Annotated in this window: 20 protein-coding genes; 17 read left to right on the top strand and 3 right to left on the bottom strand. The window is 42.6% G+C overall.

Features of this window, described 5'->3' with window-relative positions; translation table 11 throughout:
* Positions 1–171: 171 nt before the first annotated feature.
* Both prmC and prfA read right to left on the bottom strand, forming a co-directional pair.
* Positions 172–990 carry a peptide chain release factor N(5)-glutamine methyltransferase gene (gene prmC, locus FTT86_RS13840; RefSeq protein WP_180181374.1) on the bottom strand — a complete coding sequence of 273 codons (819 nt, stop codon included), beginning with the start codon at positions 988–990 and terminating at the stop codon, positions 172–174.
* Positions 990–2,078, bottom strand: coding sequence for a peptide chain release factor 1 (gene prfA, locus FTT86_RS13835; protein WP_004645400.1), 1,089 nt, complete (start codon positions 2,076–2,078; stop codon positions 990–992). Before prfA ends, prmC begins: the two co-directional genes overlap by 1 nt.
* Before the next feature lie 345 nt (positions 2,079–2,423).
* On the opposite strand from prfA, the gene FTT86_RS13830 reads away from it, so the two are divergent.
* The 5 genes from FTT86_RS13830 (at position 2,424) to FTT86_RS13810 (ending at position 6,817) form a co-directional block, all read left to right on the top strand.
* Positions 2,424–2,840, top strand: a complete 417-nt coding sequence (locus tag FTT86_RS13830; protein WP_180181373.1) for a glycine zipper domain-containing protein — start codon at positions 2,424–2,426, stop codon at positions 2,838–2,840.
* A 244-nt stretch (positions 2,841–3,084) separates the two neighbouring features.
* Complete coding sequence (locus FTT86_RS13825) at positions 3,085–3,540, top strand: hypothetical protein (protein ID WP_004278778.1); 456 nt, start codon at positions 3,085–3,087, stop codon at positions 3,538–3,540.
* A 169-nt stretch (positions 3,541–3,709) separates the two neighbouring features.
* Positions 3,710–4,714, top strand: coding sequence for an LLM class flavin-dependent oxidoreductase (locus tag FTT86_RS13820; protein ID WP_180181372.1), 1,005 nt, complete (start codon positions 3,710–3,712; stop codon positions 4,712–4,714).
* Positions 4,715–4,871: 157 nt separating this feature from the next.
* Complete coding sequence (locus tag FTT86_RS13815) at positions 4,872–5,912, top strand: IS481 family transposase (protein WP_005252144.1); 1,041 nt, start codon at positions 4,872–4,874, stop codon at positions 5,910–5,912.
* Between the two features lie 341 nt (positions 5,913–6,253).
* A complete protein-coding gene (locus FTT86_RS13810; protein ID WP_005252145.1) occupies positions 6,254–6,817 on the top strand; it encodes a hypothetical protein in 564 nt (187 codons plus the stop codon).
* 245 nt (positions 6,818–7,062) lie between these two features.
* On the opposite strand, the gene FTT86_RS13805 is transcribed toward FTT86_RS13810, so the two are convergent.
* A complete protein-coding gene (locus tag FTT86_RS13805) occupies positions 7,063–7,899 on the bottom strand; it encodes a pyruvate, water dikinase regulatory protein (protein WP_005106620.1) in 837 nt (278 codons plus the stop codon).
* 154 nt (positions 7,900–8,053) lie between these two features.
* Between FTT86_RS13805 and ppsA the strand changes: the two genes are divergently transcribed.
* The 12 genes from ppsA (at position 8,054) to alr (ending at position 21,173) form a co-directional block, all read left to right on the top strand.
* The gene (gene ppsA / locus FTT86_RS13800; protein ID WP_005252147.1) at positions 8,054–10,432 is read left to right on the top strand and encodes a phosphoenolpyruvate synthase; all 2,379 of its coding nucleotides are present in this window, start codon (positions 8,054–8,056) and stop codon (positions 10,430–10,432) included.
* A 419-nt stretch (positions 10,433–10,851) separates the two neighbouring features.
* The gene (locus tag FTT86_RS13795; protein ID WP_005252149.1) at positions 10,852–11,649 is read left to right on the top strand and encodes an RDD family protein; all 798 of its coding nucleotides are present in this window, start codon (positions 10,852–10,854) and stop codon (positions 11,647–11,649) included.
* A gap of 298 nt (positions 11,650–11,947) precedes the next feature.
* Complete coding sequence (gene cyoA / locus FTT86_RS13790) at positions 11,948–13,042, top strand: ubiquinol oxidase subunit II (RefSeq protein WP_005252151.1); 1,095 nt, start codon at positions 11,948–11,950, stop codon at positions 13,040–13,042.
* A 3-nt stretch (positions 13,043–13,045) separates the two neighbouring features.
* Entirely contained in the window at positions 13,046–15,034 is a 1,989-nt protein-coding gene (cyoB, locus tag FTT86_RS13785) for a cytochrome o ubiquinol oxidase subunit I (protein ID WP_005252153.1), read from the top strand.
* 4 nt (positions 15,035–15,038) lie between these two features.
* Positions 15,039–15,659 carry a cytochrome o ubiquinol oxidase subunit III gene (cyoC, locus tag FTT86_RS13780; RefSeq protein ID WP_004278786.1) on the top strand — a complete coding sequence of 207 codons (621 nt, stop codon included), beginning with the start codon at positions 15,039–15,041 and terminating at the stop codon, positions 15,657–15,659.
* Positions 15,659–15,985 carry a cytochrome o ubiquinol oxidase subunit IV gene (locus tag FTT86_RS13775; protein ID WP_004645410.1) on the top strand — a complete coding sequence of 109 codons (327 nt, stop codon included), beginning with the start codon at positions 15,659–15,661 and terminating at the stop codon, positions 15,983–15,985. Before cyoC ends, FTT86_RS13775 begins: the two co-directional genes overlap by 1 nt.
* Before the next feature lie 10 nt (positions 15,986–15,995).
* Positions 15,996–16,874 carry a heme o synthase gene (gene cyoE, locus FTT86_RS13770; RefSeq protein ID WP_004645412.1) on the top strand — a complete coding sequence of 293 codons (879 nt, stop codon included), beginning with the start codon at positions 15,996–15,998 and terminating at the stop codon, positions 16,872–16,874.
* 437 nt (positions 16,875–17,311) lie between these two features.
* The gene (rpsF, locus tag FTT86_RS13765; RefSeq protein ID WP_004278789.1) at positions 17,312–17,698 is read left to right on the top strand and encodes a 30S ribosomal protein S6; all 387 of its coding nucleotides are present in this window, start codon (positions 17,312–17,314) and stop codon (positions 17,696–17,698) included.
* Positions 17,699–17,710: 12 nt separating this feature from the next.
* Complete coding sequence (gene rpsR / locus FTT86_RS13760; protein ID WP_004278792.1) at positions 17,711–17,938, top strand: 30S ribosomal protein S18; 228 nt, start codon at positions 17,711–17,713, stop codon at positions 17,936–17,938.
* Between the two features lie 9 nt (positions 17,939–17,947).
* Positions 17,948–18,394, top strand: a complete 447-nt coding sequence (gene rplI, locus FTT86_RS13755; RefSeq protein WP_180181371.1) for a 50S ribosomal protein L9 — start codon at positions 17,948–17,950, stop codon at positions 18,392–18,394.
* A gap of 216 nt (positions 18,395–18,610) precedes the next feature.
* Positions 18,611–20,053, top strand: coding sequence for a replicative DNA helicase (gene dnaB, locus FTT86_RS13750; protein WP_004645414.1), 1,443 nt, complete (start codon positions 18,611–18,613; stop codon positions 20,051–20,053).
* A 49-nt stretch (positions 20,054–20,102) separates the two neighbouring features.
* On the top strand, positions 20,103–21,173 hold the full coding sequence (alr, locus tag FTT86_RS13745) for an alanine racemase (protein WP_005252156.1): 1,071 nt from the start codon (positions 20,103–20,105) through the stop codon (positions 21,171–21,173).
* Positions 21,174–21,335: the final 162 nt, after the last annotated feature.

Genomic DNA, 21,335 nt, shown 5'->3' with positions numbered 1-21,335 from the left:
AATTCCTCGAAAGCGGTGCTCTGGCATCGCTTTTTTGTTTTTAGTTATACTGCGTTGGCGTGATGTCATTCAAAATACTTAAGGTTTCAGATGCAGTCAGGAATTTATAAAGAAAAAATCCAATAAAAAAGCGACCACATCGGTCGCTTTTTTATAAAGATAGATGACAGATTAATGTGGCCATTGACCCAAAGTTACGCGATCATTCCCGCCATAATCTTTAACCGTGCGGACTTGCTTATAACCCGCCTGTTTAAATAGATGTTGTACGGCGTCTGCCTGATTATAACCATGCTCAAGCACCACCCAACCATTCACGGTCAAATGCTTCTTGGCTTGCAGAATAATCATTTCAATATCGGCCAGCCCCTTTTTATCTGCCACCAGCGCACGTTCCGGTTCAGTCGCCAGATTCTGCATATGCACATCATCAGCATCGATATAAGGTGGATTCGATACAATGGCATCAAAGAATTGACGGCCAAATGGTTTCAACCATGAACCCAGAACAAATTCCACATTCTCAATATCATGTTGTTCCGCATTATATTTCGCCACCTCAAGCGTAGGCTCGTAGATATCGGAAGCGGTTAGTGTCCAGTTAGAACGTTCAGATGCCAGTGATAAGGCAATTGCACCAGTACCTGTACCCAAATCCACCACACGGGCATCTTCAGGCAGGTCTAACTTCAATACCGTCTCAACCAGTACTTCAGTATCCGGACGTGGCACCAAGGTATCTTTGGTCACTTTGAGGTCCAAAGTCCAGAATGGCTGTGAACCAGTGACATAAGCCAAAGGCTCACCGGCAGCAATACGCGCCAACCCGTCTTTATACGCTTGTTCCTGTTCCGGCGTTAACTCCTGATCCTTTTTCATCAGCAGATCAAATGAATCAATCTTGGTGATGTGTTCCAATAACCAGGCATTTTCCTGACGTTCGTAACTTTCAGCTTCGCCGCGTAAAGCCAAGGCTTGTAAAATATTCATTATCCACCATTCTGCTGTGCAAGCATGGCCAACTGATCCGCCTGATATTCGCGGTGCAGACTATCCAGCAATTCGGTCAAATCACCTTCCATCACGGCATCCAGCTTGTATAAAGTCAGGTTAATGCGGTGATCGGTCATACGACCTTGCGGATAGTTATAAGTACGGATACGTTCCGAACGATCACCCGATCCCACCAGGTCACGACGCATTTCCGAGGTTGCTGCATCTGCTGCTGCACGTTTGGCATTTTCCAAACGTGATACCAGCAGTGCCATCGCTTTGGCCTTGTTCTTATGCTGTGAACGCTCTTCCTGACACTCCACTACGGTGCCGGTTGGAATATGAGTAATACGTACTGCAGAATCGGTTTTGTTAACATGCTGACCACCTGCACCGGAAGCACGATACGTATCAATCCGCAAATCAGATGAATTGATTTCAACCGAGGTATCGACATCAATTTCAGGAAGAATCGCAACGGTACATGCTGAGGTATGCACACGGCCTTGTGATTCGGTCGCCGGTACACGCTGTACACGATGCGCACCACTTTCAAATTTTAGACGACCGTAAACCCCGTCACCATTAATCAGGCAGATGACTTCTTTATAGCCGCCATGTTCGCCTTCATTTTCAGAGAGGATTTCAATACGCCAGCCTTGGTTTTCCGCATATTTACTATACATACGAAATAAATCGCCTGAGAAAATCGCAGCTTCATCGCCGCCGGTTCCGGCACGAATCTCAAGATAAGCCGAGTTGGCATCATTCGGATCTTTCGGAATCATCAAGATGTTCAAGTCTGCTTCAAGCGATTCAATTAAAGCTTTATTCTCTTTAATTTCTTCCTGTGCCATTTCCTTAAAATCTGGATCTGACAGCATGGCCTGAGCTGTTTCAATGTCTTCTTCAGCCTGTCTGTACTTGGTCCAGACATTGGTGATTTCTGTTAAGTCATTATGCTCACGTGACAATTGACGGAAGCGCTTATTATCAGAAATGACTTCTACATCAGCCAGTAATGCGGTCAATTCTTCATGGCGGTCAGAGAGTTGGTCTAATCGTAAACGTAACGATTCTTTCATTTTCTAAAAAATCTCAAACATAGGCTGCGACTAAAAACCGATTTAGCACAGCGAAATCAAAAAATTGCGCCTAGTTTAACGACTCTGGCTTCTAATGAACATCATTATTGAGTAAGTCCGCGTTGCTATCATTCGTGCTCTACAGCATTTGTTAACAAATATGATTAAAAACAGTGGAATTGCTTTTTTTATAGTCGATCTTATTCTTATTTCTTGCTGATTTTACAATTCGCCAAATAAAGCAGGGAATTATGAAGAAACATCTTCATATTGTTTTGGGCATGATTTGTTACATTTTCCGCATCGAAATAACTACAGTCCTGTAGATGGACACGGAGTGATGACATGAAACTCAACACACTTTTAATGAGTACAGTTTTAGCTGCTGGTTCAATGATGACCGTAAACGCACATGCCGACAGTACAGCGCGTGTTGCAGCAGCAAGTGCTTTAGGTAGTGTTGCAGGTACAGCATTAGGTAAAAACATGGGCGGTAATACTGGTGCAACCATTGGTGCTGCTTTAGGTGGTGCTGGCGGTGCAGCAGTTGCAAGCAGCAAGAAAAACCGCACTGAATCTGCCATTGGTGGTGCCCTAGGTGGCGGTGCAGGTTATACCGTAGGTAAAAATATGGGCGGCACTAACGGAGGTTATATCGGTTCAGCTTTGGGTGCTGCCGGTGGTGCTGCACTAGGTAACAAGATTGCCAAAGATAAAGCAGCTGAAAAACGCTCTAAACACTGGAAAAAACGTTACCGTTAATTTGCGTTCAGGCAGTTTAGACTAGACGCTACATTTAACATAAAAAGCACCTTTTGGTGCTTTTTTATTGCTGCTTTACTACGTGAATTTTCAATTAATACATGAAATTACCCTGCCCACATCATGAATAAATTAAGGAGATAAAAATCACAATTCGCCAACATTGCCTCCATGCTGTTTGGCGCTTGCTAGATTAAATTTATCTCATCAACAAAATATAGCTAGATATATAGAAGGTGTCCTCATGAACTATAAATCTCTAATGATCGCTGTCGTAGCAACCTCAGCCATGGGTATGACAGCTGCCAATGCAGGCAATACAACCAATACAGCCTTAGCTTCTGCACTAGGTGGTGTTGTTGGTGCTGCAGTAGGTAATAAAATGGGTGGTACCACTGGCGCAACAATCGGTTCAGCGATTGGTGGCGGTGCAGGTGCCGCAGTAGCTGCAAATAAACGTGACCGTAATGGTGCGATTATCGGTGGTGCTTTAGGTGGCGGTGCAGGTTATGCAGTTGGCCGAAATATGGCAGGCACCAACGGTGGTTACATCGGTGCGGCACTGGGTTCAGCAGGTGGTTCAGCTTTAGGTAAGAAAGTCAGCGAAGACCGTCGTTATGATGACCGCAGCGAACGTCGCTATAACTCTTCTCGTAACTACCGTTATAACGATTATCGCTATAACAACCGTCGTCGTTAAGATTCTCTCCCCTTATTCTTTCCTCCTTTATAAGCATCTTCGGATGCTTATTTTTTTGCCTTTATTTTTTATCTTTATCTTTTGGTTTACACTTATATCGATTTTTTTCGATATACAAATACACTCTAAAGTCGTATGCTTTTAGAGATGTTTATTTAAGAGTAATACTATGCGTACGCTTAACGATACCCAGTTCTCTATACTCGAACTGGTTCCTGTTCGTGACGACAAGAGCATTCAATTCGCGCTGAACCATGCGCTGGAACTTGCCCAAACAGCAGAAAAATTGGGTTATCGCCGGATGTGGCTGGCAGAACATCATAATATGGATGGTATTGCCAGTTCAGCAACTGCAGTTCTCTTAGGCTATTTACTGGCAAATACCAAAACCTTAACTTTAGGCTCTGGCGGAATTATGTTGCCCAATCATGCACCGCTGGTCGTGGCTGAACAGTTCGGCACATTGGCGACGCTCTATCCGGACCGGATTGAACTGGGCCTGGGCCGTGCTCCAGGTACCGATCAAATGACCATGCGTGCCCTGCGTCGTGGCCGTCAGGAAACCGAAGATCAGTTTCCACAAGATGTTCTGGAAATTCTGCAATATTTTAAAGATCCAGAACCACATCAGCGTATCGTAGCGACGCCAGGTCAAAGTACGCACGTACCCGTATGGTTATTAGGGTCCAGTCTGTTTAGTGCGCAATTGGCAGCAAAACTCGGCCTACCTTATTCCTTCGCTTCGCATTTTGCCCCGCGTATGCTGGGTCAGGCCATTCAATTATATCGTGAAAACTTTGAACCGTCTGAATATCTCGATCGCCCTTATGTATCGATGGGCGTACCGACCTGTGTCGCAGATACCGATGAAGAAGCACAATATCTGTCGACCAGTGCCTATCAGCGGGTTTTATCACTGATTCGTGGGCAAAGCCTAAAACTTAAAGCACCAATTGATTCGATGGAAGGTCTGTGGTCGCCGCCGGAAAAAATGTCAGTCGATAATTTCTTTGCCATGGCTCAGGTCGGTTCCAAAGAAACCGTTAAAGCCGGTCTGGCATCGCTTTTAGCCAAATATGACGTGGATGAGTTTATCTTTACTTGCGACATCTATGACACTGACAAACGCCTACATAACTTTGAGCTGTTGATGCAAATTAAAAATGGTCAGTAAATAAGAGTTGCATCTACCTATTCTCAGCAATGGGTAGATGTTTTTAATATTTAAAGTGTATTAGTTCAGACTTGATCGTACATTCTTCTTGAAAAAGAGAAAGTTACCCGCTTTGATAAAGGTGTCGAAATCTTAATTAAACAAAGGTAACTTTCTTATGTTGCATACTAACAATCAAATCATCAAACACAAAGTCGGCTTACTCAATTTAGCTGAAGAGCTTCAAAATGTTTCTAGAGCATGCAAAGTGATGGGTGTCTCTAGAGATACTTTCTATCGCTATCATGAGTTAGTACAGTCTGGTGACATTGATGCATTAATCAATAAGTCCCGTCGAGTACCAAATCTAAAAAACCGTGTAGATGATGCTACAGAACTGGCGGTCATTGATTTCGCAATTCAATATCCAGCTTATGGTCAGCATCGTACCAGTAACGAATTGCGCAAGAAAGGTGTATTTGTTTCAGGGAGTGGTGTTCGTTCTATTTGGCTCCACCATGATTTGGAGAACTTTAAGAAGCGTTTAAAAGCACTCGAAGCTAAAGTGGCACAGGATGGTATCGTACTAAATGATCATCAGATTGCTGCACTTGAGCGTAAGCATGAAGATGATGTGGCGTGTGGTGAAATCGAAACTGCTCATCCAGGCTATTTAGGTGCACAAGACACCTTTTATGTCGGGAATCTCAAGGGTGTTGGACGGATCTACCAGCAAACATTTATCGATACTTATAGCAAGGTCGTTCATTGCAAGCTCTATACAACCAAAACACCGATTACAGCGGCTGATTTGCTCAATGATCGTGTATTACCTTTCTATCAATCCCAGGATTTACCAATGCTTCGCATTCTTACAGACAGAGGAACCGAGTATTGCGGTAAGGTGGAACAACATGACTATGAGTTGTATCTAGCGCTCAATGACATTGATCACACGAAGACAAAAGCAGCTTCACCACAAACGAATGGGATCTGTGAACGCTTCCATAAAACAATACTGCAGGAGTTTTATCAAATTACATTTAGGAAAAAGCTTTATAGCACGCTAGAAGAGTTGCAGACGGATTTAGACGACTGGCTGAAATTCTATAATACTGAACGGACTCATCAAGGAAAAATCTGCTGTGGTCGTACACCATTTGAAACTTTACTTGATGGAAAACAAATTTGGGCTGAGAAGAATTTAGCTCAAATTTAACCTGACAGGCACAATAAAAATCAGGTAACTGTCAGATCAGGTTTGAGCTAGTACATGACCAAAAGAAATATATCAGTAAAATCATTTCTATCGATCTCTTCCATTAAAAAGCTTCTTCCCTGAACGAACACTTCACTTCTTTTCTTTCGTCGATCTCGTCAAGTTAAAAGTCATTCCTTTTGGATTGCATATAAATCCATTCAACCTTCAATAAAATCAGATTTTATATTTTGGTCAAATAGATGACTGTCTAAGTTAAATTTTTCACTTTACCCTGGCTTGAGTTTTTGCTTATATCTCATAAAAGAAAATTAATTATTAAATAAATTCAAGGAATTCTAATGTCTACCAAGCAGGATCCACACGCTGGTATTTTTGAAAATCGCCCCGAACATTTTCAGCAGTTTACTGGAATTAAAGTACCCTCTTCCGAACTGCTAGAATTGGATTATGCAGATAAAGATATTGCGATTATTGGCACTGACCAGTTTACCGTGAGCCAGCTGGATAAGATCAGTCAACATGCCCGTTCGGTGAAAGTTTTCCAGATTAATCCAGCTTTTGTACTGCCCGGTTCCGACCGAATTCTGCAACGAATTATTAATCATCCATTGATTGGTAAAAATCGCCGCTTATTTAACAACCGGATTAAAAGTCTACTCTCTCTGCGGTTTTTAGAAAATCAGGTGCAGAATTTGTGGCTAAGACGCCAGTTAACGCCAAATCTTGCATCTTCCCGTAAAATTTATCTGAAATCAGATCATTATTATACTGCCCTACAGCGTGAAAATTGCCAGCTAATTACCTGGCCGATTCTAAAAATTTCGGAAAATACGATTCATTGCATCAATAGTGAGCAGCATCCGGTCGATATTATTATTCATACTTATTTAGCAGAAAAATAACTCACGCTGACAAGTCAATATAAAAATTTGATGAGCTATTAATGAGATTTTAAATTAAATGCCACGAACTAATTGATGATTTATTCAACAAAATGAGCAAAGAAGACTCTAGGATATTTTTAAAAATGATACCTAATATTTTATTTAAATTATAAAACTCATACATTATTTCGATTAATCAATGCTTACTTGTAATTTTTAGCTATAAATCAAAGCCAAACCGCAGTTTGGCTCTGGCTGGTTTCTTAACCGATTCGACGTTTTAAACCGGTCATTTGCAACACACGCGTTGAGATTTCCTCAATCGACATTTCAGAAACATTCAGGTACTTGATGCCTTCCGAAATATAAATCCCTTCAATCGCACGCAACTCCATCTGACACTGACTAAAGCTGGCATAACGGCTATTGGCCTTACGCTCAGAACGAATGGCTACAAGGCGTTCCGCATCAATCATTAGGCCAAACAGCTTGTTTTTATGCGGTCGCAGCACGGCTGGCAGACGGTTATCGTCCAAATCTTCTTCAGTCAGTGGATAGTTTGCTACGCGAATACCGAACTGCAAAGACAGATAAATAGAGGTCGGGGTTTTACCTGAACGCGATACACCAATCAGGATCAGGTCAGCTTTATCATAATGCCGGGTACGTGCGCCGTCGTCATTATCTAAAGCAAAATGCACTGCATCAATACGGGCCTTATAGGACTCAGAGTCGGTCACTGCATGGGTTTGCCCGACTAAAGTTGTAGGAATCGTGCCTAACTCATCAGCCAATTTACTAATAAGCCCTTCAAATACATCAAGATTTACTGCATTTGCGGTATTAATAATGTCGCGCACATAGGGATCCACCAGGGTATCAAATACCAGCGGTTTTTCACCATCGACTTGAGCTCTTGCATTGATCTCTGCAACCACGTTTGTGGCCGCTTCTTCGGAGCTAATGTAAGGGATAATATGAATGTCAAATTTCACATGTGGAAACTGCGCTAACAGCGAGTGTCCAAGAGTTTCAGCGGTGATGGCGGTACCATCTGAAATAAAGAAAACACTACGCTGAATTTGTTTACCTTCCGACATTAAAATTCTCCTCCAACATTTGTCTTAGTGCTATATAATCTTTATAGTAAACCGATCTTACATGACTGTCGCTTAGTAAAATCAAAAACCTAGATGATTTGCTATACTCTCATGCCGAGATAGTGATTAATACTGCAAAAGTGGAGTAACAACTTTGGAAGCGCGCGTAATTGGTCTGGAAAAATTAGGGAAGCACGACGTTGAGCTGGTCGGTGGGAAAAACTCATCACTAGGCGAAATGATCAGCCACTTATCAAATGCTGGTGTATCTGTGCCAGGTGGTTTCGCAACGACTGCCGATGCCTACCGTGAATTTCTCGAGCAAAGTGGCCTAAACGCTAAAATCAATGCAGAGCTTGCTGCACTCAATGTTGATGATGTAAATGCACTCGCTGAAACTGGCGCAAAAATTCGTCAATGGATTGTGGATACTCCACTTACGCCTGCCTTAGAACAAGAAGTTCGTACAGCATTTGCAGAACTTTCTAACGGCAACCCTGACATCGCGGTTGCCGTTCGTTCTTCTGCAACTGCAGAAGATTTGCCGGATGCTTCTTTTGCCGGCCAGCAAGAAACTTTCCTGAATATTCGTGGTATTGATAACGTTCTGATCGCAATCAAAGAAGTGTTTGCATCTTTGTACAACGACCGCGCAATCTCTTACCGTGTACACCAAAACTTTGCCCATGATGTAGTTGCCCTGTCTGCTGGTGTACAACGCATGGTTCGTTCAGAAACTGGCGCTGCAGGTGTAATGTTTACGCTAGATACTGAATCAGGCTTCCGTGATGCAGTATTCATTACCGCATCTTATGGTTTGGGTGAAATGGTCGTTCAAGGTGCAGTTAACCCGGACGAATTCTATATTTCTAAACCGCTTTTAAATGCAGGCCGACACGCGATTCTTCGTCGCAACCTGGGTTCTAAGCATCAGAAAATGATTTACGGTGAAGAAGCCTCTGCAGGTAAATCTGTCGTTGTCGTGGATGTTGAAAAAGCTGAACGCCAACAGTTCGCTTTAAACGACCAAGAATTACAAGAGCTTGCTAAACAAGCGCTGATCATTGAAAACCACTACGGTACACCAATGGACATCGAGTGGGCAAAAGATGGCGATGATGGCAAAATCTACATCGTTCAGGCGCGTCCTGAAACTGTAAAAAGCCGTGAAAATGTCGGCACTATGGAACGCTACCTGTTGAAACAACGCGGTACTGTGATCTGTGAAGGCCGTTCAATTGGTCAACGCATTGGTTCTGGTAAAGTCCGCATTGTGACGTCTATTAAAGAAATGGACAAAGTACAAGATGGTGATGTTCTTGTATCTGATATGACTGACCCGGATTGGGAACCAGTCATGAAACGTGCAGCTGCGATTGTAACAAACCGTGGTGGTCGTACTTGTCACGCAGCAATTATTGCACGTGAGCTTGGTGTTCCTGCAATCGTGGGTTGTGGTAATGCAACTGAAGTTCTTGTAGACGGTCAGGAAGTGACTGTGTCTTGTGCTGAAGGTGATACTGGCTTTATCTATGAAGGCGCACTAGATTTTGAAATTCAAAAGAATTCAATTGAGTCTATGCCTGCTCTTCCATTTAAAGTAATGATGAACGTGGGTAACCCGGATCGTGCATTTGACTTTGCCCAAATTCCAAACGCAGGTATTGGTCTGGCGCGTCTTGAATTCATTATTAACCGTATGATTGGTGTTCACCCGAAAGCATTAATCAATATTGACAGCCTTCCACGTGAAACACGTGCAGCAGTCATGGCGCGTACTGCAGGTTATGCATCTCCAATTGAATTCTATGTAGAGAAACTGGTTGAAGGTATCTCGACACTTGCTGCTGCATTTGCAGACAAGCCAGTCATTGTTCGTATGTCAGACTTCAAGTCTAACGAATATGCAAACTTGATCGGTGGTAAGTTATACGAGCCAGAAGAAGAAAACCCGATGCTAGGTTTCCGTGGTGCAAGTCGCTACGTTTCTGATAACTTCCGTGATTGCTTTGAACTCGAATGTCGTGCATTGAAAAAGGCACGTGATGAAATGGGTTTAACCAATATCCAGATCATGATTCCATTTGTTCGTACTGTTGCTGAAGCGAAACGTGTAATTGAACTTCTTGCATTAAATGGTCTTAAGCGCGGTGAAAACGGCCTTAAAGTGATCATGATGTGTGAACTTCCAACCAATGCTTTATTGGCAGATCAGTTCCTTGAACATTTCGATGGTTTCTCTATTGGTTCAAACGACTTAACACAATTAACGCTTGGTCTTGACCGTGACTCTGGTATTGTCTCTCACCTATTTGATGAGCGCGACCCTGCGGTTAAAGCGTTGCTTTCTCTTGCAATTCAAGCATGCCGTAAAGCTGGCAAATATGTTGGTATTTGTGGTCAAGGTCCTTCTGATCACCCAGATCTTGCACAATGGTTAATGGAACAAGGTATCGACTCTGTATCTTTAAACCCAGACTCGGTACTTGAAACTTGGTTCTTCCTGGCTGAAGAAAAAGTGCAAAAAGCATAAGCAATTGTGAATAAAAAAGACCCTTTGATAGGGTCTTTTTTATGAGATAGACATTATGATTTATTGTTTGAAACTTGATAACTAAAGACCCAATCGAAATCTAAACAATTGAAGTTATAAATATAATTAAATCAAAGCTTATCAACACATAAAGACTGTAATGACAAACAAATACCAACAGTAAAGTCATATCAAAATGGCAATAATAATGAATAACCATTGAGTGTTCGGGAAGATATTTTTAAGAGTAGAGATCCTTGCAATTTTGTATGGGCGCATTTTTAATAAGAAATATGATTGAAAATCCTTAATTAATCTATATCTTACGATGAGAGGATGTTTGTTTTCAAAACAGAATTCAATACAATCTTGTTCAAAGCTATTATCAGTTCACATTTATATATTGAGATTCAGTCTATATGCAGATTTACTTGGCACGAAACAATCAACAAGCTGGTCCATATACGCTCGAGCAATTGAATCAGATGCTGGCGAATCAACAAGTCATGCTGACTGACCTGGCATGGCATCAAGGCATGACCGAGTGGAAAGCCTTAGGTGAACTTACCCAAGGAAAATCGGTATATCAACCCGAAGGTTATGTCGCTCCAGCAGTCACACCTGAAACGCCGGTATTCCAGAATAGCCAACCAACGACTTCGGCCTACTCACAGCCTCATACTCAAACAGTAACTCAAAAAAATGAACTTGCCAGTATTCCAAGCCGTATCCTGGCCAAAATTGTAGACGTATTACTGTGGCTACCAGCAACCTTCATTTTGACTGCTTTTTTTACGCCTGAACAGGAAACGCGGTTTGCTCAACTGAATGAAGAATTCATGAATGTTGTGCTGAGTAGCGATGCAGATCCTGCAATGGCTCAGCAATTACAGACTCAAATGTTTGAGATGTTTTCTCAGCAGGCGTGGCTTGCCACAGCGGTCTATTTGATTATCATGCTGGCCATTCAAGCCTTTCTGATTGCCAAATCAGGCCAAAGTATTGGTAAAAAGCTCACGAAAATCAAAATTGTAGATGTAGAATCAGGTGAAAAGACCAGCCTGTTGCGCGCCTTTACTATTCGTAGCGTATTTTTCATATTTTTAAATATTGTATTTATGCCACTGAGTTTAATTATTGACTGGGCCTTCGGATTGGGCAAAAAACGTCAAACCTTGCACGATAAACTCGCAAAAACGCAAGTTGTGAAACAATAGTGCAGGAATACACAAAATGGGATGAATATCATCCCATTTTGATTACAGAACTTTGAAATTGAAATAAAATTCCCATAAATCCCCCCCAATCCAGACCAGCAAAATCGGTTTTTATTACAGGCATTTAAAGCGCCCTAGATATAGCTTAGTTCGTGAATCTCAGGCATAATGCCCTACAACGTAGCGGTGTATTGTGATTAATAGGATGTTTTGTAAAATTCAGCCTTTTTTGTCATGTGCACTTTAATCGCTATCCCATATTAAATTAGGGAATGGGACTCTTCACCGAGGTTGTAAAATGAGACAAACGATTTTAGCTGTATTGTCTTTATCTGCGATGACTGCACTCTTGACCGGGTGTGGTGGTGATATGGTACTTCTGAACTCTAAAGGTCCAGTTGCAGCAGGTCAAAGTAACCTGATGATGACTGCGATTTACTTAATGCTTTTGGTGGTTATTCCATCAATCATCATGGCATTATGGTTCGGTTGGAAATATCGTGCATCGAATAAAGACGCAGACTATAAACCTACATGGGCACACTCTACTGCGATTGAAATTGTAGTATGGGGTATCCCTGTCATTATTATTGGTATTTTAGCTTGGTTAACTTGGTGGGGTTCCCACAAGTATGACCCATACCGTCCAATTGAAGCAGATAAAGCACCTTTAACTGTTCAGGTTATTGCTGAGCAATTTAAATGGATCTTCATCTATCCTGAGCAAGGCATTGCAACTGTTAACGAATTGCGTTTCCCAGAGCAAACTCCGGTAAGCCTTCGTTTAACCTCTAACTTCACGATGAACTCGTTCTTCATCCCGGCGTTAAGTGGTCAGATTTATGCAATGGCAGGTATGCAAACTCACCTTAACTTCTTAGCTGATGAAACTAGTCCAGCTGAAGGTTATCGTGGTTTCTCTTCAAACTATTCAGGCTATGGCTTCTCACAAATGCGCTTCCGTGCACATTCTGTGACTGATGCTCAATTTGCTGAATGGGTTTCTGCTATTCAGGCAGGAAACGGTACTTCAGTTAACCCTAATGCAGTACAAAAAACTGTTCTAGACCAAGCTGAATTTGCAAGCTTACGTGACGGTAACCGCGGTGTTCACCAGATCGAAGCGATTATTGCAAGAGCTAAGACTCCTGAAGAGAAGGCTGCTGCTGAAGCAATGAAGCCTTACCCTACTAAGCCACATCCTGTGACTTACTACTCTTCTGTAGAGCAAGGTTTGTTTGAATCTGTGATTCACAAGTATATGAGTAACTACCACGGTGCTGACCATTCAGCTCCTGTAGAAGCTGCAGCGACTGATGCTGTTGCTCATGAAGCGTCTGCTTCTGAAGCTCATGTAGCTGGTGAACATGCGACTGCTTCTCAAGGAGAATAAGACATGAGCTTCTTAGGTAAGTTAGGTCCGGATGCAATTCCTTACGATCCAATCGTATTGGCAACTGTTGCAATGATGATCTTGGGTGGTATCGCAGTTGTTGCCGGTATTACCTACTTCAAAAAATGGGGCTACCTGTGGAACGAATGGTTCACATCTGTAGACCATAAAAAAATTGGTATCATGTACCTGTTCGTATCGATCATCATGCTGGTGCGTGGTTTCGCCGATGCGATCATGATGCGTCTTCAGCAGTTCCTTGCAAAAGGTGGCGGCGAAGGTTATTTACACCCTGAGCATTACGATCAGATCTTTACCGCGCATGGCGTGATCATGATCTTCTTCGTGGCAATGGGTCTTGTTGTTGGTTTGATGAACATCTCTGTACCGCTTCAAATCGGTGCACGTGACGTTGCATTTCCATTATTAAACTCACTCAGCTTCTGGTTATTCGCCGGTGCTGCGGGTCTAATGATGGTGTCACTCGCGTTAGGTGAGTTCGCTGCAACAGGCTGGATGGCATACCCTCCACTGTCTGGCATTGAATACTCTCCAGGCGTAGGTATGGACTACTATATCTGGGCACTGCAAATTTCAGGTCTGGGTACGCTATTAACGGGTGTTAACTTCTTCGTTACCATCATCAAAATGCGTGCGCCTGGCATGAAACTTATGGAAATGCCAATCTTTACCTGGACATCTTTATGTACAGCAGTATTGATTATTGCGGCTTTCCCAGTGTTGACTGCAACAATTGCAATGTTAACGCTTGACCGTTACTTCGGTTTCCACTTCTTTACTAACGACTTGGGTGGTAGCCCGATGTTGTACGTGAACTTGATTTGGACTTGGGGTCACCCGGAAGTATATATCTTGGTATTACCAGCATTTGGTATTTACTCTGAAGTTGTTGCGACTTTCTCGCGCAAAGCATTGTTCGGTTACAAATCAATGGTGTATGCAACAGTAGCAATCACAGTATTGTCATTCGTTGTATGGGTTCACCACTTCTTTACCATGGGTGCAGGTGCCAACGTTAACGCATTCTTCGGTATCATGACCATGATTATTGCGATTCCTACAGGTGTGAAAATCTTCTCTTGGTTATTCACCATGTACAAGGGTCGTATTGTTTACACTACTCCAATGCTATGGACACTAGGCTTCCTGGTAACTTTCGGTATCGGTGGTTTAACAGGTGTATTGATGGCGGTTCCACCAGCGGACTTCCTGGTACATAACTCTTTATTCCTGATTGCTCACTTCCATAACGTAATTATTGGTGGTGTAGTATTTGCGATGTTCGCAGGTATCATCTTCTACTGGCCGAAAATGTTCGGTTGGAGACTGAATGAGACTTGGGGTAAAGCAGCGTTCTGGTTCTGGTTCTTCGGTTTCTACTTTGCGTTCATGCCACTTTATATCCTTGGTTTCATGGGTATGACACGTCGTTTGAATACATTTGACAACCCAGAATGGGACCCGTATGTAAATATCGCGATGTTCGGTGCAGTTCTGATTGCGCTTGGTATCGTATGTTTCATTCTGCAAATCGTGGTTGGTTTCTTACAACGTGACCAACGTCTGGATTTGACTGGCGATCCATGGGATGGTCGTACCCTTGAATGGGCGACATCTTCTCCTGCTCCGTTCTATAACTTTGCTCATCTTCCAAAGATCAATGGTATTGATACTTTTTGGATCGAGAAAGAAAATGGTGTTGCGTATGCAAAACCAACGAAGTACGAAGATGTTCATATGCCAACTAACCGTGCTGCCGGTTTCGTTATCGCGATGTTCATCACTGTTATGGGCTTCGGTTTAATCTGGCACATCTGGTGGTTAGTAGTTGTTACGTTCCTTGCTTCTATCATTAGCTTCATCGTGTCTTCTTTCACCAAGAAAGTGGATTACTATGTTCCAGCTGCTGAAGTTGAGCGTATTGAAAACGAACGCTATGCGATTCTTGAAAAACACTTGAAGAAGGACTAAGACAATGGCTGAAGTACTTCATCACGATAACCACGGACACGATGAGCATCATCATCACGATGATACTGACATCACCGTCTTTGGTTTCTGGACTTACTTGATGAGTGACCTTGTCCTGTTCGGTACACTCTTCATTGCGTTCGCTGTTTTGAGTAGCCACATTCCTGTGGGTACTCCAAGTGCGAGAGACCTGTTTGGCGACTCTTTAGGTTTCGTTCTTACTGAAACCTTCGCCCTCTTGATCTCTTCTGTAACCTTTGGTTTTGCAGTTCTTGCTGCATACAAAAAAGACGTTGCAAAAGTACTAACTTGGTTAGCGATTACTTGGGTATTCGGTGCTATCTTCATCGGCATGGAACTATATGAATTCAATCATCTAGTTCATGCGGGTCACGGTCCAAGCACAAGTGCGTTCTTATCTGCGTTCTTTACTTTGGTAGGTACGCACGGTATTCACGTAACTTCTGGTCTGGTCTGGATGATCGTGCTTATGGTTCAAATCAAGAAATATGGTTTGACTCTTGCAAACACGCGTCGTCTAGCTTGCCTAAGCTTGTTCTGGCACTTCCTTGACATCGTTTGGATCTGTGTATTCAGCGTAGTTTACTTGATGGGAGTTCTGTAATGAGTCACGATCATAACGCTGCTGGCGAATCACACGGTAACGTTAAGCAATATACCGTCGGCTTCATCCTTTCTGTCATCCTTACCGTAATTCCATTCGGTATGGTAATGGCAGGCGGTTTTGGCCGTGGTATCTTAATTACTGTCATCGCGATTACTGCGGTTGCTCAGATTCTTGTGCAGTTAATTTACTTCCTGCATATGAACTCTTCTTCAGAGCAACGCTGGAACGTGATTGCATTCGTGTATACCATCTTAACTATCGCTATTCTTTTAGTGGGTTCTGTATGGATCATGAATTACCTACACTACAACATGATGATCTAAACTGGTCGTCATGCTGAAAAAGTATTTATTCCTGACTAAGCCAGGAATTCTCTTCGGTAACTTTGTTACCACTTTGGGTGGCTACTTCGTAGCCACTCAAGGTTCTGTAGATTTCCTTCTCCTGCTTATTACCCTTCTCGGTACTACGCTTGTCGTAGCATCAGGATGTGTGGTCAACAACGTGATTGACCAGGACATCGACCAAAAAATGCAGCGCACCCAAAACCGTGCTCTGGTCACCAAAACCATTTCCGAACCTGTTGCCCTGGCCTTTGCCCTGGTATTAGGCATCGCTGGTTTTAGTCTTTTATGGTTCTGGGTAAATGCGTACGCTTTCTTATTCGCGGTGATTGGTTTTGTCGTATATGTTGGTTTCTACAGCCTATGGACAAAACGAACCACAATTCATCAAACTGTTGTAGGCAGTATTTCTGGTGCAGCTCCGCCTGTCATTGGTTATACCGCAGTGGCCAATCAATTTGACCTCGGTGCGTTACTGATCTTTTTAGGTTATGCGCTATGGCAAATGCCTCACTCATGGGCGATTGCGATTTACCGCTTTGATGATTACAAAAATGCAGGCATTCCGATCTTGCCTGTGGCACGTTCGATTCATCGTACTAAGATTGAATCACTGGTTTATGTGGTGTTATTCACCCTGACCATGAATGCGTTATTTGTCTTTGGTTATGCCAACTGGTTCTATGCAGTGATTTTAAACTTACTGTGCATTTACTGGTTGTATATCGGTGTCATTGGATTTAAAGCTGAAAATGATCAACTTTGGGCAAAGAAATATTTCTTGTTCTCGGTGATCCTGATTACTGTCATTAGTATTATCTTTAGCTTTACCTCAACTGCGCCATCTACACAGATTGTGTTTTTTTAAAAAGATAGAGTTAGTCTCTATCTTTTTTATTTTGATTTCTCTTAATCCCCTACTTCCAATAGTTGTAGAGCAGAATCAAAATCTCTGCTTTAGAACCTCCCTCTCTTTTCTTATCTCTGATAAATTTACCGTTTTTTGGTTTTAGCCTGACATTGATAATGTGTATGCAGATTTTAAGTTAGAGAAAGCCACTTGATATTCTCAATAGTACATTTGCTGAATTTAAGCAGTCGAACCCTGCTGTTTTAAAGTTAATGTGGTTTTCTATTAAAAGATCTGACTATAGATATAATTTCGCAAAAATGTCTTATTTGGTTGAAATTATCCCTAAAGATCACTACAATTCCCCCTTCGCAAACACTGCGACACAACTTTGGTTGTGACTCCTTGCTTCAATTTACTTAAATTGGGGCTGTCCAAACCGTAAGGAGCTGACAATGCGTCATTACGAAATCGTACTTTTAGTACACCCTGATCAAAGCGATCAAGTAGTTGGTATGGTAGAACGCTACCTAACTCACATCAAAGAAGCTGAAGGTCAAATTCACCGTCTTGAAGACTGGGGCCGTCGTCAATTGGCTTACCCAATCAACAAGATCCACAAAGCTCACTACATTCTTATGAATGTTGAGTGTGGTCAAACTACTCTTGATGAGCTTGAAGAATTGTTCCGTTATAACGACGCAATCATTCGTAGCCTTATCATCCGTCGTGAAAACGCTATCACTGAAGAGTCACTATTGGCGAAGAGTGCTGAAGAAAAACGTGCGCGTAAAGCTCAACGTGAAGAAGCACAACACGCTCAAGACTCTGCTGAAGCTTAAGGAGAACATAACATGGCACGTTTTTACCGTCGTCGCAAGTTCTGCCGCTTTACAGCTGAGAACGTTACGTACATCGACTACAAAGATATCGACACTTTAAAACAGTACATCACTGAAAACGGCAAGATTGTTCCTAGCCGTATTACAGGTACTAAAGCTCGTTACCAACGTCAATTAGCGTTAGCTATCAAACAAGCTCGCTACTTGTCTTTGATCCCTTACACTGACAATCATAAGTGAGGTTGAGCTGTGGATATTATCTTATTACAACGCATTAAAAACCTAGGTAAACTAGGCGATAAAGTTTCAGTTAAAGCTGGTTACGGCCGTAACTTCCTTATCCCTCAAGGTAAGGCTGTTGCTGCAACTGAAGCAAACACTGCTGCTTTTGAAGCTCGTCGTGCTGAACTTGAGAAAGAAGAAGCTGCTATCTTGGCTGCTGCTCAAGCACGTGCTGACCAATTGAACGAAGTGAACATCGTTATCACTGCAAAAGCTGGTGATGAAGGTAAACTATTCGGTTCTATCGGTACTCGTGACATCGCTGAAGCGTTGACAAATGCTGGTCTAGAAGTAGACCGTGCTGAAGTACGTCTTCCAAATGGCGCGCTTCGTCACACTGGCGAATTTAACATCGCAATCCAATTGCACCATGATGTTACTGCAGAAGTTCTAGTTACTATCGTAGCTGAGTAATTTCTCGCCTCAAAAAGAGCATGCGAAAGCATGCTCTTTTTTTATCTCTAAAAAATATAATCTAGCCAACACTGTCAAATTCATTTTATTATTCGTGTTTACAAAAAATTGCACTTCGCATTTTTGATCAGAGCGCGTATCATTTCATTTCGTCGTGAATAAACGCTATTCATCTCCGACGATATTTAACCATTGTATTTAAAATCAGGGATTTATATGTCACAGGCGAATGCCAGCAAAAAGGTAGCTCCTGCTAAACCAGAAATTGTTACTGAAAATAGCAATCTCAAGGAGTTCCGTACTCCGCCACACAATTTAGCAATTGAACAGGCTGTACTTGCTGCCCTTATGACTGTGGCTGAATCTTTTGAGCAGGTCGGTGATGTACTGACCGAAAATGATTTCTATGCCACCCGACATAAATATATCTTCCGTGCCATTGAGCAACTCTCTAAAGAAAACTCGCCTTATGATGCGGTTCTGGTGCATGACTGGCTCATTAAACAAAACTTGCTCGACGCAATTGGTGGCGAAGAGTATTTGATGCAGCTGATGGCAGACTCACCCTCAAGTTTCTATAACCTGGAAACTTATGCTGGGAAAATTAAAGAGTTTGCTACCCTGCGCAGCATGATTAAAGTCAGCTCTGAAATTTTACAAAATGCCTATGACACCAAAGGCCGCACAGTGAGTGAAATTCTGGATCTGGCTGAGACCAATATTTTCTCGATTGCCGAACAACATAATAATAATGCCAAAGCCCAAGGTCCTAAGCCGATCAACTCGGTGGTCGCAGACGTATTTGACAAATTAAATGAACTGTCACAAATGGAAGGTAGCATTACCGGTTTAACTACTGGTTTTGTGGAACTGGATAACAAAACTTCCGGCATGCAATCTGGTGATTTAATTATTGTCGCGGCGCGTCCTTCCATGGGTAAAACCACCTTTGCCATGAATCTGGTCGAAAGCGTTTTATTCAATAACAATCTGCCTGCTCTGGTCTATTCAATGGAGATGCCTGCCGACTCGATCGCCATGCGTTTGATTTCTTCATTTGGTCGCGTGCACCAGGGACATTTACGTTCCGGCAAAATGGACAGTGATGAATGGTCAAAAGTCACCAGTACCATCGTTCATTTACAAGAAAAAAATCTGTATATCGATGATTCTTCTGCCCTACCACCAACAGAATTACGTGCCCGTGCGCGTCGTATTGCCAAAATGCATGGTGGCAAGCTCGGCTGTATCATGGTCGATTACCTGCAGTTGATGAAAGTCCCTGGCATGGGTGATAACCGTGTTGGCGAGATCTCGGAAATTTCCCGAAGCTTAAAAGCCTTAGCAAAAGAAATGCAATGTCCGGTAATTGCCTTGTCGCAGTTGAACCGTTCTCTAGAAAACCGTCCAAACAAACGTCCGGTAATGTCCGACTTGCGTGAATCCGGTGCGATCGAGCAAGATGCCGACTTGATCATGTTTATTTACCGTGATGAGGTTTATAACAAAGAATCTAAAGAAGCTGGCACCGCCGAAATCATTATCGGCAAACAACGTAATGGCCCGATTGGTACCGTGCGTCTGGCATTCGAAGGTCAATATACCCGCTTTAGTAATCTCTCACCTGAGTTCTATGCTCAGTATGATGACGAAGAGTAATCAGGCTCTCGTCATCACATTTCCATCGTCCCTCTAGGAGTAATTTAGGGTGCGCCAAGCTACAGTTTATATTGACAGCGCTGCGCTGCAATATAATTTAGACCGTGTCAAACAACTTGCCCCAACCGCGAAAATCGTCAGTATGGTAAAAGCCAATGCTTATGGACACGGAGTTAAAGACTGCTTAGCAGCCTTAAGCGAAACCGATGCCTTTGGTGTCGCCTGCCTGCAAGAAGCCTTAGAAATTCGTGAATTAGGCTATCTACAGCCGATCACGCTTATCGAAGGTGTTTTTTCTGCAGATGAAATGCCAATCGTAATCGAACAGAATATTGAAGTCATTGTGCATCAACAGGCTCAAGTCGACTGGTTAATTGCACATAAAGATGCCTATATCGCCAAAGGTCTAAAAGTCTGGGTCAAACTGAATAGCGGCATGAACCGCCTAGGTTTTAAGATTGATGTGATTAAAACCGTGATCAATCAGTTGAAAGCAGAAGGCTTTACTTGTGTACTTGCCATGCACTTCGCCAATGCAGATGCCGAGCATCCACTGAATGATGAACAAATCCGTCAATTCTTGGAAATTAAAAATGACTGCGCCCCACTTTTAGCCTCTTGCTGTAACTCGGCTGCAATCTATAAATATCCAGAATTGCATTTTGACTATGTGCGTCCAGGGATCATGCTCTACGGTGCGACGCCCTTTTCAGACCGGGATGTGCATGATCTGGACTTAAAGCCGGTCATGACGTTTACAGCTGAAATTATTGCCTTGAATGATATTCAAGCAGGTGAGCATGTCGGTTATGGTTCGACATTTACCGCAAATCAAGACATGACGCTAGCCATTGTTTCAATTGGCTACGGTGATGGTTATCCACGTGCTTTCCCTAAACAGAACTATGTCGCGATTAATGACCAGCAAACTCGCGTGATCGGCCGCGTAGCGATGGATATGATCGCTATTGATGTCACAGGGTTAGAGGTGCAATTGGGCACAGAAGTCGAACTTTGGGGTAAAACCCGTCTGGTGGATGATGTGGCTGAAGCGAATGGCACGATTGGTTATGAACTATTATGCCGACTGAGCAATCGTCCACTACGCCAAGTAGTCTGATCTAGTCCTCAAAGTAAAAAAGCCCAACATAGGTTGTAATGCCAGTCAGTTAAGCAAAAAAAGTTAAAATGCTGTAAAAAGAGCGTATGTAAATACGCTCTTTTTTTATGAATTTATCTCAGAATCTAGATTTAACATTAAAACAAACCCTACCTTCACTTT

The sequence above is a fragment of the Acinetobacter sp. YH01021 genome (genome assembly GCF_013420255.1).
GTDB lineage: Bacteria > Pseudomonadota > Gammaproteobacteria > Pseudomonadales > Moraxellaceae > Acinetobacter.
The sequence above is the reverse complement of the archived record's forward strand: the minus strand, read 5'-3'. Positions and strand labels throughout refer to the sequence as shown.

Coding starts and splice junctions, on each gene's coding strand:
- prmC (WP_180181374.1), bottom strand. CDS start 990: ATGAATATTTTACAAGCCTTGGCTTTACGCGGCGAAGCTGAAAGTTAC.
- prfA (WP_004645400.1), bottom strand. CDS start 2,078: ATGAAAGAATCGTTACGTTTACGATTAGACCAACTCTCTGACCGCCAT.
- FTT86_RS13830 (WP_180181373.1), top strand. CDS start 2,424: ATGAAACTCAACACACTTTTAATGAGTACAGTTTTAGCTGCTGGTTCA.
- FTT86_RS13825 (WP_004278778.1), top strand. CDS start 3,085: ATGAACTATAAATCTCTAATGATCGCTGTCGTAGCAACCTCAGCCATG.
- FTT86_RS13820 (WP_180181372.1), top strand. CDS start 3,710: ATGCGTACGCTTAACGATACCCAGTTCTCTATACTCGAACTGGTTCCT.
- FTT86_RS13815 (WP_005252144.1), top strand. CDS start 4,872: ATGTTGCATACTAACAATCAAATCATCAAACACAAAGTCGGCTTACTC.
- FTT86_RS13810 (WP_005252145.1), top strand. CDS start 6,254: ATGTCTACCAAGCAGGATCCACACGCTGGTATTTTTGAAAATCGCCCC.
- FTT86_RS13805 (WP_005106620.1), bottom strand. CDS start 7,899: ATGTCGGAAGGTAAACAAATTCAGCGTAGTGTTTTCTTTATTTCAGAT.
- FTT86_RS13795 (WP_005252149.1), top strand. CDS start 10,852: ATGCAGATTTACTTGGCACGAAACAATCAACAAGCTGGTCCATATACG.
- cyoA (WP_005252151.1), top strand. CDS start 11,948: ATGAGACAAACGATTTTAGCTGTATTGTCTTTATCTGCGATGACTGCA.
- cyoB (WP_005252153.1), top strand. CDS start 13,046: ATGAGCTTCTTAGGTAAGTTAGGTCCGGATGCAATTCCTTACGATCCA.
- cyoC (WP_004278786.1), top strand. CDS start 15,039: ATGGCTGAAGTACTTCATCACGATAACCACGGACACGATGAGCATCAT.
- FTT86_RS13775 (WP_004645410.1), top strand. CDS start 15,659: ATGAGTCACGATCATAACGCTGCTGGCGAATCACACGGTAACGTTAAG.
- cyoE (WP_004645412.1), top strand. CDS start 15,996: ATGCTGAAAAAGTATTTATTCCTGACTAAGCCAGGAATTCTCTTCGGT.
- rpsF (WP_004278789.1), top strand. CDS start 17,312: ATGCGTCATTACGAAATCGTACTTTTAGTACACCCTGATCAAAGCGAT.
- rpsR (WP_004278792.1), top strand. CDS start 17,711: ATGGCACGTTTTTACCGTCGTCGCAAGTTCTGCCGCTTTACAGCTGAG.
- dnaB (WP_004645414.1), top strand. CDS start 18,611: ATGTCACAGGCGAATGCCAGCAAAAAGGTAGCTCCTGCTAAACCAGAA.